The 12043-nt window shown below is 46.8% G+C and carries 11 protein-coding genes; 7 read left to right on the top strand and 4 right to left on the bottom strand.

All coding sequences use genetic code 11. The features are described from left to right. Positions 1-208: 208 nt before the first annotated feature. The 5 genes from I3X05_RS04060 to I3X05_RS04040 all read left to right on the top strand — a co-directional run bounded on the left by I3X05_RS04060 (position 209) and on the right by I3X05_RS04040 (position 4673). Positions 209-1123: a TIGR01777 family oxidoreductase gene (locus I3X05_RS04060; RefSeq protein ID WP_045571038.1), complete on the top strand. Its 915-nt coding sequence runs from the start codon at positions 209-211 to the stop codon at positions 1121-1123. A 24-nt stretch (positions 1124-1147) separates the two neighbouring features. Continuing rightward, positions 1148-1975, top strand: coding sequence for an SDR family oxidoreductase (locus I3X05_RS04055; protein ID WP_045571039.1), 828 nt, complete (start codon positions 1148-1150; stop codon positions 1973-1975). A gap of 294 nt (positions 1976-2269) precedes the next feature. After that, entirely contained in the window at positions 2270-3124 is an 855-nt protein-coding gene (locus I3X05_RS04050; protein WP_045571040.1) for a co-chaperone YbbN, read from the top strand. A 181-nt stretch (positions 3125-3305) separates the two neighbouring features. Beyond that, entirely contained in the window at positions 3306-4211 is a 906-nt protein-coding gene (locus I3X05_RS04045) for an SPFH domain-containing protein (RefSeq protein WP_171816734.1), read from the top strand. A 9-nt stretch (positions 4212-4220) separates the two neighbouring features. Continuing rightward, positions 4221-4673, top strand: a complete 453-nt coding sequence (locus tag I3X05_RS04040; protein ID WP_045571042.1) for an NfeD family protein — start codon at positions 4221-4223, stop codon at positions 4671-4673. Between the two features lie 65 nt (positions 4674-4738). On the opposite strand, the gene I3X05_RS04035 is transcribed toward I3X05_RS04040, so the two are convergent. The 4 genes from I3X05_RS04035 to zipA all read right to left on the bottom strand — a co-directional run bounded on the left by I3X05_RS04035 (position 4739) and on the right by zipA (position 9957). Continuing rightward, positions 4739-5380: a YccT family protein gene (locus I3X05_RS04035; protein ID WP_052702564.1), complete on the bottom strand. Its 642-nt coding sequence runs from the start codon at positions 5378-5380 to the stop codon at positions 4739-4741. 80 nt (positions 5381-5460) lie between these two features. After that, the gene (locus I3X05_RS04030; RefSeq protein WP_045571043.1) at positions 5461-6501 is read right to left on the bottom strand and encodes a porin; all 1041 of its coding nucleotides are present in this window, start codon (positions 6499-6501) and stop codon (positions 5461-5463) included. 488 nt (positions 6502-6989) lie between these two features. Further along, positions 6990-8999, bottom strand: coding sequence for an NAD-dependent DNA ligase LigA (gene ligA, locus I3X05_RS04025; protein ID WP_045571044.1), 2010 nt, complete (start codon positions 8997-8999; stop codon positions 6990-6992). Positions 9000-9063: 64 nt separating this feature from the next. After that, positions 9064-9957, bottom strand: coding sequence for a cell division protein ZipA (gene zipA, locus I3X05_RS04020; RefSeq protein WP_193157651.1), 894 nt, complete (start codon positions 9955-9957; stop codon positions 9064-9066). Between the two features lie 221 nt (positions 9958-10178). Between zipA and cysZ the strand changes: the two genes are divergently transcribed. Then, a complete protein-coding gene (cysZ, locus tag I3X05_RS04015) occupies positions 10179-10916 on the top strand; it encodes a sulfate transporter CysZ (protein WP_045571046.1) in 738 nt (245 codons plus the stop codon). Between the two features lie 155 nt (positions 10917-11071). Next, positions 11072-12040, top strand: a complete 969-nt coding sequence (cysK, locus tag I3X05_RS04010) for a cysteine synthase A (RefSeq protein WP_045571047.1) — start codon at positions 11072-11074, stop codon at positions 12038-12040. The last annotated feature ends 3 nt before the right edge of the window (positions 12041-12043 follow it).

Here is a 12043-nt window from a genome sequence, read left to right as displayed (position 1 = left end):
GACTTCCCTTGGGTATGCAGTTATTTGTAATAATTGCAGATAATTTCGCTTGGTGATGTGACTTGGCCTTCGAGCAATGTCACATTTTGTTACCTTTTATTAAAACTGTGACTGAGCTATGAACGAAAATGAAATGAATCAATGACCTGTCTTGGAGTTGGCTGCGTATTTAACTCTGCCATATACTAACAACAGCATGGAGGGGCACATGAAGATATTACTGACTGGTGGAACGGGTTTTATCGGCTGCGAGCTACTCAAGATATTGAGTGAGCATCAAATCGTATTGTTGACCAGAGACACGAAGGCCGCCAAGCAGCGGCTGCATTTCGCTGACCGAGGCAACATCACTTACTTGCCTCATTTAGATGAGCTGCACGATCTGAACGACGTTGATGCCGTGATTAACCTAGCGGGAGAACCGATCGCGGATAAACGCTGGACCAAGTCACAAAAGCAGCTCATTTGTCAAAGCCGCTGGCAACTAACCGAAAAATTGGTGGCGCTCATTCACGCCAGTACCAAACCGCCCGCCGTGTTCATCAGTGGTTCTGCCGTGGGCTATTATGGTGACCAACAAGCCCATCCTTTCGACGAGAGTTTGCACGTACATAGCCAGAGTTTCACCCATACTGTATGTGAGCGTTGGGAACAGATTGCCAAGCGAGCCCAATCGGAACAAACTCGCGTTTGTCTGTTACGCACGGGCGTGGTGCTTGGCTTAGGCGGCGGTGCACTGGCTAAAATGTTGCTACCATACCGTCTAGGTTTAGGTGGGCCGATAGGCAATGGCCAGCAATATCTGCCATGGATTCACCTGCAAGACATGGTCCGAGCGATGGTCTATTTACTTGAGACCCCTCATGCGCAGGGCGCATATAACCTCAGCGCACCTCATCCGGTGACCAACAAGGTTTTCAGCGAAACTCTCGCCAGAACGCTAGGTCGCCCCCATCTGTTGATGACACCGAAATGGGCAATCAATCTCCTGATGGGAGAGTCCGCCTGTCTGCTACTCGATAGTATCCGCGCTAAACCGAAAAAACTGACGGAACTTGGATTTACCTTCCATTATTCACGCGTTGAACTGGCGCTAAAATGTCTATTACATAGCGAAAACTAACTAAGACAAAAACAAGGAAACAAAATGACCAAATCGGTATTAATCACTGGCTGCTCCAGTGGTATTGGCTATGTTTGTGCCCACGCCCTGCAAGCACAGGGCTTTAGGGTGATAGCCTCCTGCCGAAAAGAAGAGGATGTCATCAGGCTACGCCAAGAAGGTTTGACCTGTATTCAGTTGGATCTTGCTGATAGCCAAAGCATTACCCGTGGGGTAGAACAAACCTTAGCGCTCACTAATGGCGAGTTGTACGGGCTATTTAACAACGGTGCCTATGGACAACCCGGCGCACTGGAAGATCTCCCCACCGACGCACTACGTGAACAATTTGAGAGCAATTTTTTTGGCTGGCATCAACTGGTACGAGAAGTCTTGCCGATTATGAGACAGCAAAATGAGGGGCGAATCATCCAAAACAGTTCCGTGCTCGGCTTTGCCGCAATGAAATACCGCGGAGCCTATAACGCATCCAAGTTTGCTATTGAAGGTTGGACAGACACCTTACGCCTAGAGCTATACGGCAGCAATATACACATTGCTTTGCTTGAACCAGGTCCGATCGAGACTCGCTTTCGACAAAATGCACTCACCGCTTTTATGAAATGGATTGATATTGAGAGCAGTCCGCACAAAGAACACTATCTTGCCCAGCGCAGTCGCTTAGAAAATGAGACCTCAAGCAACCGATTTGTCTTGCCAGCACAATCCTGCGTTGCGCCAGTGTTGCACGCGCTCACAAGCCCAAAGCCAAAAATTCGCTACCGAGTCACCACGCCAACCGTGCTATTTGCCTATCTTAAACGACTACTTCCTGCTCGCTGGATGGATGAGATTTTGAGACGCGCCGCATAATCCATGCAATATTTGTAATCTTTCCGTAACAATGTGGTGATATCTTGTTCAATGTGACAAAACCAAAGTCAACTTTCACCTAATCTACGCATACAAGACATGTTTCAATATGACACTAAATCAACTCAACTGGTTGAGTGTAGGTGTGGTGCTGACAATATTTCTTCTTATTTAGGCACTTTCGCTTGCCACGCCACTAAACGCTGCTCTATGCAGCGTTTTTTTATGCTTGAAAATGCGGACTAGCTCCCCCATATCTTGTAAAGCCGTTATACATTCAACAAGGATCCTGACATGCACTCCCCTTTTATTGTTGATATCAACGAACAAAATTTTCGTGAAATCCTAGAGCGCTCAGCGCAGACACCGATTTTGATTCATTTCTGGGCGAATGCTTATCCAGAGAGTACCGAGATACTGCCCGCTCTGCGCCAGTTGGCCCAACAATATCAAGGTGCTTTTACCTTAGCGCTGCTGGACTGCCAAACCCAAGGTCCGATCGCAGCTCAATTCGGTGTGCAGGTACTCCCCACTATCGCTCTGTTTGTTAATGGCCAAGCGGTCGATGGTCTTGGCGGTGCTCAATCTATTGAGGCGATTCAAGCTATGCTTGGCAAGCATCTTCCCTCCACCGAAGAACTCGCACTGCAGCAAGCTATCGAAGAGATGCAAAACGGTTTGTATCCACAAGCGCTAAGTACTTTGCGTACTTTGCCAGTTGAACTACAACAACGTGGTGACGTTAAACTGGCCATGGCAGACTGCCTGCTGGAAGCGAATCAGGCAGAAGCAGCCGAACGACTGCTGTCATCCATTCCGCTTGAGTACCAAGACAACTATTTCAAAGGCCTACAAGCAAAATTGGAGTTACAAAAGCAAGCTGCCAATAGCCCTGAAATTCAAAAACTCGAGCTTGACTATCAAAATGATCCAACAAACCACACGCTTGCCTGTGAGCTAGCGGTGCAATACCAACACGTAGGACGTGAGGAAGAAGCGTTGGAGATGCTATGGAGCCAGTTGAAAACTAACCTCAATATCGGTGATGGCGAGGTGAAGAAGACGTTTATGGACATCCTCTCAGCGCTTGGGCAAGGCAATGCGATCGCCAGTCGCTATCGTCGCCAGCTCTACTCGATCCTCTACTAAATTAGCTCCTACTTACTTAAATTAAATCAATAATTTACAGCCGGAATTTACCGGCTTTTATTTTATCTGAAACGGGGGTAAGTTCGCATTTATCACGTTGTTTTTGTTTACAAAATAAGCAAAAATAAACCAATTGCATAAATTATTTATCACCAAGGACTTTCTCATGCCTATAGACTCTATGATCACCATAGCCATACTTGTTTTCGTTGTTATCGTTTTTATTGCTGCTGGCGTCAAAACGGTCCCACAAGGGAATAACTGGACAGTGGAGCGTTTTGGCCGCTACACACAAACTCTCAAGCCAGGACTTAACTTAATTATTCCTTTTATTGATTCGGTCGGCCATAAAATCAATATGATGGAGCGAGTGCTCGATATTCCTGCTCAAGAAGTCATCTCAAAAGACAACGCGAATGTCACCATCGATGCCGTGTGCTTTATTCAGGTCATAGATGCTGCTCGCGCAGCCTATGAAGTCAACGATCTTGAACACGCAATCCGCAACTTAACCCTGACCAACATGCGTACCGTACTCGGCTCTATGGAGCTGGATGAAATGCTCAGCCAACGTGACATGATTAACACCAAGTTGCTCTCAATTGTTGACCAAGCAACCAATCCTTGGGGGATCAAAGTCACTCGTATCGAAATCAAGGACGTTCAACCACCAGCCGACCTAACGGCCGCGATGAACGCACAAATGAAAGCAGAACGGAATAAACGCGCAGAAGTACTTGAAGCAGAAGGGGTTCGCCAAGCACAGATTCTACGCGCCGAAGGTCAAAAACAGTCGGAAATTTTAAAAGCCGAAGGGGAAAAGCAAGCCGCCATTTTAAAAGCAGAAGCGCGTGAACGTGCCGCCGAGGCAGAAGCCAAAGCAACAACTATGGTTTCAGAAGCGATCGCCAAAGGGGATATGCAAGCCGTTAACTACTTTATTGCCCAAGGGTATACCGACGCGTTAAAGGCGATTGGCCAAGCGGAAAACGGCAAAGTCATCATGTTGCCACTTGAAGCAACGGGTTTGATGGGGTCAATCGCTGGCATTGCTGAAATGTTTAAACACAGCAAAGACAACCACTAAGGAGGCAACTTGGTCGAATTACTCGAAGGCATGAATCACTGGCATTGGCTGGCTTTCGGGCTGGCCTTATTGGCCGTCGAACTACTCGGTACGGCAGGTTATTTTCTCTGGTTCGGTATTTCTGCGCTCGCCGTTGGTCTGCTACTTTCATTAATGCCATTAGGTTGGCCAGTGCAATGGAGCGCCTTCGCCGCCTTTTCACTGGCGACAACGTGGATTTGGTGGCGACGCCAATTAAAGCATGATAAGCAAAGCGACGCCTGCCGAGATCTCAACCAAAAGCAGAAGCAGCTCGTTGGCCAAGAATTGATTCTCGAAGAAGATATTCAGGTAGGAATGAACCGAATTCGGATTGCCGATACAACTTGGTCTGCGAAGTCGACAACTCATATACCATCCGGCAGTAAAGTGAAAATTGTCGCGATGGAAGGAATTATTCTCGTGCTTGAGAAAACTCAATAATCTGCTGGCTGGGGCGATACTCCCCCAGCCTGTTTCTATAACCATCACATCCGTCTAACACGCGATTACTGCGCGACCGCCCAGGAAAGAAACTGTTTTCTTTCCTCTTCCGTCAAAGCAAGGTACTGAGCTTTAACCATTTTTAAGCTGTTAGACTTTACGTTCGCAGGCATTACTTCTTCAGTAGCCTGCTTCTGTTTTTCAGAAAACTGGCTTTCCATCGATGCTTTATCAATTGGGATATTGCGCTGAGCGTTGAAACGAGCGATCTCTTTTTCATAATCACGCGTTATGCCCGGGCCGCGTGGCAACAGTTCTTGCTCTACTTGAACATCAGGAGAAGAAGAACTCAGGGTAAAATAAGGCTGTTGATTAAAATGGTCTGCATCTGTCGTCGTTGCAATATTGCCTTGTGGAGATAGCTGAATTTTCTGATCTTTACCGTCAAATGTAATGATAACTGGGTCTGAATTGAACTTTTCAAATTCGCCGTTTGCCTGATGCACTAACTTAGAAGCACGCACAACAATTTGATTGAGACCATCTTCTAACTGCAGTTCACTTTTACTAAATAGACGTAAACCTATTTCTTCCCCATTCACCGCCAGTAGTTCAACGTCTTTAGATAAATTCACTTGCACGCCAGCAAGTGCGGCACCAGAACACACTGTGCTCACTAGCAACAAGGCCGAAGTTCGAAAATTCATGTTAATTCTCCAAAAAAATCGAGCACCGATAAAGGTGCTCGAAAACAGTACTACATTGCTAACAGGAACTCATCTACTTCTTAGAAGTAGTATTCCGCACCGATAAGTAGGTTGCTGTCGAAACCGTCAGCATTGTTCATCTTGTAGTTACGTAGATCCATAAACAGGTAAGTGCTTGGTAGCAAGTAACCTAGACGTGCTGATACTGCAAGGTCTGCGGTATCTTTGTCTGCTTTGCCTTTCGTTTCAGAATCGGTTGTACCTGCTAGGCCCAGCTTGTAAACCCAAGAGTTGTTGACGTACTGCGCAGTCGCAGAGTATGCCATCTGCTCTTTGTCTGCCAACTCGTTGTTCATGAGTTTAACAGCGCCCGTAATAGTCAATGAATCAAAGCCTGCGCTTGCACCAATAATTGCGTAGTTGATGTCACCTTTTTTGGTGTCTACATTATTCACTTTCTCTGTGTATTCTGCTTGAGTATAGTAACCACCGTGAATATTAACTGGGCCTGCTTGATAAGAAGCACCAATACTCACAACAAGCGCATCTGTAGTTTTTTCCATGCCACTGAGCGTGACTTGATAGTTGAAGCCACCAAACGTTTCTGAATCAAAGCGGATAACATTGTCCGCGCGATCTTGATAGCCTGCGCCGATATCGTTGTTCCAGTCAAACACGTTACCTAAACCAGGGTTTGAGTGTGGCCAGTCTACGTAGTTGTACGCAGCAACAAGTTGACGACCGTACTTAATTGAACCAACACCGTCAAAACCTAGACCTAGATAAGTGTCACGAGCACCCAGTTGGCCGTTGTCATTGTGTGTCCATGGTGTAGCTGAATCAAACCCGCCGTGGTTAGCGTTACCACCTTCGATTTGCCATAGTAGGTTCGGTCCGAAATCTTCAAACTCAACCACGCCACGGAAACCAATGCGTGACTCAATTGTTGCGGTAACTGAGTTGTCACCTTTGTCTGGAGAAGCGATTGTAACGAAGCCTGCTGCTTGGCCGTAGAACTGAACTGCTTTACCGTTTAATTCAACAGCAGCATTCGCAGAACCAGAGATTGCAGCTGCTGCAACGGCTGCGCCTAGAAGAGTACGTTTAAACATTTTGTCCATGGAAAACTCCTAAAAATGGATATAGCTGTATTGTCTTTCTCACCTTTAGTTGGCCGCCGAAGGGGAGAAATCATTTCCTGTGAAAACCGCATTATTGCTAATTTTGGTTTTTGTTATTTCCTGCATACACCGTGTGTATCCATGTCCATAGACTAACTTCGCGGCGTAAAACATCCAATCAGAACTTATTTTTTTTCTAAAAAAATATGAGCAACCCCAAATTTCTCTGCTCTAGATTGATCAAGATCTAATTTTCATCCGACACAGCAAAAACCAGAAAACCCCTTTTAAAACAACAAAATAAAACAAACACGTTGAAGTGCGTCGCATTTTTGAGAGTGAAAAACAAAATGAAATCAAGTGGAGAGGTTGCTCACAGCAGAATCTGCAAGGGTTGTTCTCCTATTGTGGACGGGATTATTTTTGATAAAAAAATAACCCTCTAAAGTTTCCTTTAGAGGGTTTTAGATTTCTCTGGGTTTTGTTCTTTATAGTAAAGCGAGGAGATCTTGTTCGCTTCTTATCTCAATCCCAAGTTCTTGCGCTTTAACTAACTTGGATCCTGCCGCTTCGCCAGCAAAGAGTATATCTGTTTTTTTGGAGACACTCCCTGTCACTTTGGCTCCCAGAGATTCAAGTGCCGCTTTAGCTTCATCACGATTAAGTTGAGTCAGCGTTCCGGTTAAAACAACGACTTTCCCTGCCAAAGGCTGCTGTATTTGAGTACTTGGCTCGACAATATCAGGCCAGTGGACTCCCTGAGCAAGCAGATCTTGCACCACCGCTTGGTTCTTTTCTTCCGAGAAAAATGCCGTGATATGGCTAGCCACGACATCACCAATATCTTGCACCTCAATCAGCTCTTCATGGGTCGCGACTTGCAACTTGTCCAACGTTTTAAAATGTCGAGCGAGATTCGCAGCCGTCGCCTCTCCGACTTCTCGGATACCGAGTGAGTAGAGAAAGCGTGGTAATGTGGTGTGTTTCGCTTTATTTAGAGCGTTTACCACATTTTGTGCCGATTTAGGCCCCATACGATCCAACACCGTCAGTACTCCAGCCGACAATCGGAAGAGATCCGCTGGCGTCTCGACCATTTCTCGGTCGACCAATTGTTCAATCACTTTTTCGCCTAAACCATCAACATCAAGAGCCTTGCGGGAGACAAAATGTTTCAGCGCTTCTTTACGCTGCGCCTGGCATACCAGCCCCCCAGTGCATCGGGAGACAGCTTCCCCTTCTACTCTCTCAACATGAGAGTGGCAGACTGGGCAATTATTAGGAAACTCTATTGGCTGTTCTCTGCCCGTGCGGCGATCACGAACGACAGAAACAACCTGCGGGATCACGTCCCCAGCACGGCGAATCACCACACTATCACCAATCATCACACCAAGACGGGCTATCTCATCGGCATTGTGCAAGGTGGCGTTACTCACCGTAACACCGCCGACAAAAATAGGCTCCAGCTTTGCAACGGGTGTAATAGCGCCTGTACGACCGACCTGAAACTCCACATCATTTAAGATAGTGATCTCTTCTTGCGCGGGAAACTTGTAGGCAATCGCCCAACGTGGTGCACGCGCCACAAACCCAAGTTGTTCTTGAACGGCGATATCGTCGATTTTGATCACTACACCGTCTATCTCGTAAGGCAGTGCGTCGCGATGAGCAAGAATATCAGCATAGTAGGCGCGCACTTCATCCAGCCCTGACACCTTTTGGGTCTGGGGGCACATTGGCAGCCCCCACTCCTTAAGCTGCAAAAAGCGCTGGTAATGACTAGAAGAGAGTTCTGTCCCCGCAACTAAACCAACACTGTATGCGTAAAATGCCAACGGCCGTGATGCGGTGATACGTGAATCCAGTTGACGCAAACTGCCCGCAGCTGCATTGCGCGGGTTAACGAACACCTTCTCGCCTTTTTTACGCGCTTTTTCGTTGAGCTGCTCAAAACCGGCTTTCGGCATAAAGACCTCTCCGCGAACTTCAAGGCGAGCTGGCCAGCCTTGACCATTCAGCTTTAATGGCACAGACGGGATGGTACGAACATTTTCAGAGATGTTCTCCCCTGTTGTTCCGTCCCCGCGAGTCGCAGCCTGAACTAAGATGCCATTTTCATAGAGTAGACTCACGGCTAAACCGTCCAGTTTTGGCTCGCAGCAAAACACGTCAATAGACGAACCCGCTAATCTGTCCTGAGCGCGTTTGTGGAAAGCGGCCAGCTCTTCATCGCTAAACGCGTTGTCTAGAGACAACATTGGGATTTCATGTGTAACTTGATCAAAGCTCTCAAGCGGCATACCACCGACTCGGCGGCTTGGTGAATCTAGGGTCACTAAATCGGGATGGGCAGTTTCAATGTCGATCAACTCGCGCATCATTCGGTCATATTCTGCGTCGGGAATTTCCGGGTTATCTTCGACATAATAGCGAAATGCATGGTAATGGAGTTGTTGTTTGAGTTCTTCTAGTCTATTCAATATCGATTCAGACATCTTCCAGTCCTTGAGCACTGTAAAAAAGGGCTCCCTTGGGAGCCCTGACGGTTAGTAAGGAAGCTTAAGACTTTGTGGTCTTGAACTCAACAATTTGGCGTCTATATGCGGCCAATCTGTCGGGAGTCATGAGATTGCGACGGTCGTCAAGCACATTGCCCCCCAAGTCGTCAGCAATCTGCTGGGCAGTTTTCAGCATCAGCTTGAAATTCTGCTCGGCATCACCATAGCAAGGCAGCGTCATGAAAAACGAAATACCTTTGGTGGAAAAAGTCGCCGGATCATCGTGTTTTAATGTGCCTGGGTGCATCATATTGGCAACACTAAAGAGTACCTTTCCGTTCCCAGATAAATCTGCATGGCGATGGAAAATGTCCATTTCGCCGTAAATCAGGCCATTTTGCTGCATGCTGTCAAACAGTCGAGTACCAACAAAAGGATCCTCTCCTGCACAGTGAACATTTAAAACGATCACTTCCATCTCAGGTTCAGGGTCTGACTGAGTTTCTTCTGCCTGAGCTACACTCTGTTTTGGCCCAGCTTGTTCGGAGGGAAAAATCGGTTCTTCGCCATAAGACTCACTGACCTCTGATGCAGAAAAACTTGGCGTAACCTCAACCTCATCATTTTGTACAGCTTGTGCAGGCTCTGCGAACTTTCTATCTTGGGTATCGAGATCGTCGATCAATGGATCACCAATTAAAGGATCTGGTGAGAAAGGCATGTTCTCTTCAAACGCAGGCTCTTTACGCTCTTTGCGGATAATTTCAAAATCATCTTCAGGCGCGACGCTAAGTGTATTTTCCTGCGTTTCGTTCTCACTCAAATCCAGTTTACTCAGTGGCTTATCACCGAACTTGGCTTTTCCCTCTTTTTTGCTCGTCCATAATCCGTGACACAGCAACGCTGCAATTGCCAGAGCACCGACAACAATGAGTACGAATCGCAATTCCTGCATTTTTTACTCTCATATTCCCCAAGACACACCAGTGACAAAAACGTTGAAAGGTCTCTACGGGTCAGTTAAAACATCATTATCGTGTTACTTTACCAAAGATAACAAGAGAGTTAGAACAAATTAATGTCATAAGTTCCGTAATTGGTGTGATTTCTTCCACGCTTTTTTTCTCTCGCAAGTTGAGTACAATAAACGTTCTATTTCTTTTGCAGAACAACGAGATGAATACTGAGTACAATCAACGCAGTGGGTTTGGCTACTTTTTCTACGGCCTCGAACTGGCCTTTGCGCCACGTATCCGACGCTTCATTATTTTGCCACTGTTAGCGAATCTGCTGCTGGTCGGCGGTGCACTTTACTACCTCTTCTCACACCTAAATGGTTGGATTGACAATTGGATTGGTCAGTTGCCCGAGTTTTTGTCTTGGCTAAGTTACGTGTTGTGGCCTTTGTTGGCTCTCACCATCATTGCAACGTTTTCCTATTTCTTTAGCACCTTAGCGAATTTTATCGCCGCGCCATTCAACGGTTTATTGGCCGAAAAGGTGGAAGAGGCGCTCACTGGTCAATCGCTGAATGACGAGGGCATTGCGGCGGTGATCAAAGACGTTCCTCGCGTGCTCGCCCGTGAGTGGCGTAAGCTTCTTTATGTTCTACCGAAAGTGATTGGCTTATTTCTACTGCTGCTGATTCCTGCACTCGGGCAAACGCTCGGCCCCGTGCTGTGGTTTATCTTCACGGCTTGGATGCTTGCCATTCAATATTGTGACTATCCGTTTGATAACCACAAAGTGCCTTTTAACCACATGAGAAATACTTTGAAACAAAATCAAACCAAAGCCTACACCTTTGGTGCCGTGGTTTCGATATTCACCTCCATCCCGATTTTGAATCTGTTCGTCATGCCCATTGCGGTATGCGGTGCAACGGCCATGTGGGTAAATGAATTTAAACGTTGAACTTGTGCCAGATGAGCGAGTTTGTCTCGTCTGGCAACATTTCGTTCCAACAACGTCCACCCTCATAAGATATAACTTTTTAATCCTTTTCCGTTGTTTATAACCAGCATATTCTTTTGCCATATTCACTAAACGTGTAATGAAGGAACATCACCATGAGCAAAATCTACGAAGACAACTCTCTGACCATTGGCAATACGCCCTTGGTACGCCTAAACAAAGTTAGCAAGGGTAAAGTGCTAGCCAAGATTGAATCACGCAACCCAAGCTTCAGCGTTAAATGCCGAATCGGTGCAAATATGATTTGGGAAGCCGAGAAGGCAGGAACGCTTAAATCTGGTGTCGAGCTCGTCGAGCCAACCAGCGGAAATACCGGTGTTGCGTTGGCATTCGTCGCCGCTGCTCGTGGCTACAAATTAACGCTGACAATGCCAGAATCAATGAGCCTTGAGCGTCGTAAACTTCTCAAAGCGCTGGGGGCAAACCTCGAACTGACCGAAGCGGCGAAAGGCATGAAAGGGGCAATCGCCAAAGCCGAAGAGATCGTAGCCAGCAACCCAGAAAAATATCTGCTACTACAACAGTTTAATAACCCAGCTAACCCACAGATCCACGAAAAAACGACAGGCCCTGAAATTTGGGAAGCCACCGATGGCCAGGTAGACGTATTCGTTGCTGGTGTGGGTACTGGTGGTACATTAACGGGTACTAGCCGTTACATCAAAGGCGAGAAAGGCAAAGCGATCATCTCTGTTGCCGTTGAACCAGCGGAATCTCCTGTCATTAGCCAAGCGCTTGCGGGTGAGGAAATCAAACCAGCGCCACACAAAATTCAAGGTATCGGCGCAGGTTTCATTCCTGGCAACCTAGATTTAGAGATGATTGACCGCGTCGAAACCGTTACATCAGACGAAGCGATTGAGATGGCTCGTCGCCTGATGGAAGAAGAAGGCATTCTGGCGGGAATTTCGTCAGGCGCAGCTGTCGTTGCGGCAAACCGCCTTGCTGAACTGCCTGAATTTGAAGGAAAAACCATTGTAACTGTGCTACCAAGCTCAGGTGAACGTTATCTGAGCACGGCACTTTTTGCAGGGATTTTCACCGAGAAAGAGAACCAACAGTAATAC

Origin of the sequence: Vibrio navarrensis (assembly GCF_015767675.1) — a bacterium.
Classification (GTDB): Bacteria; Pseudomonadota; Gammaproteobacteria; order Enterobacterales; family Vibrionaceae; genus Vibrio.
The sequence above is the reverse complement of the archived record's forward strand: the minus strand, read 5'-3'. Positions and strand labels throughout refer to the sequence as shown.

Coding starts and splice junctions, on each gene's coding strand:
- I3X05_RS04060 (WP_045571038.1), top strand. CDS start 209: ATGAAGATATTACTGACTGGTGGAACGGGTTTTATCGGCTGCGAGCTA.
- I3X05_RS04055 (WP_045571039.1), top strand. CDS start 1,148: ATGACCAAATCGGTATTAATCACTGGCTGCTCCAGTGGTATTGGCTAT.
- I3X05_RS04050 (WP_045571040.1), top strand. CDS start 2,270: ATGCACTCCCCTTTTATTGTTGATATCAACGAACAAAATTTTCGTGAA.
- I3X05_RS04045 (WP_171816734.1), top strand. CDS start 3,306: ATGATCACCATAGCCATACTTGTTTTCGTTGTTATCGTTTTTATTGCT.
- I3X05_RS04035 (WP_052702564.1), bottom strand. CDS start 5,380: ATGAATTTTCGAACTTCGGCCTTGTTGCTAGTGAGCACAGTGTGTTCT.
- I3X05_RS04030 (WP_045571043.1), bottom strand. CDS start 6,501: ATGGACAAAATGTTTAAACGTACTCTTCTAGGCGCAGCCGTTGCAGCA.
- ligA (WP_045571044.1), bottom strand. CDS start 8,999: ATGTCTGAATCGATATTGAATAGACTAGAAGAACTCAAACAACAACTC.
- zipA (WP_193157651.1), bottom strand. CDS start 9,957: ATGCAGGAATTGCGATTCGTACTCATTGTTGTCGGTGCTCTGGCAATT.
- cysZ (WP_045571046.1), top strand. CDS start 10,179: ATGAATACTGAGTACAATCAACGCAGTGGGTTTGGCTACTTTTTCTAC.
- cysK (WP_045571047.1), top strand. CDS start 11,072: ATGAGCAAAATCTACGAAGACAACTCTCTGACCATTGGCAATACGCCC.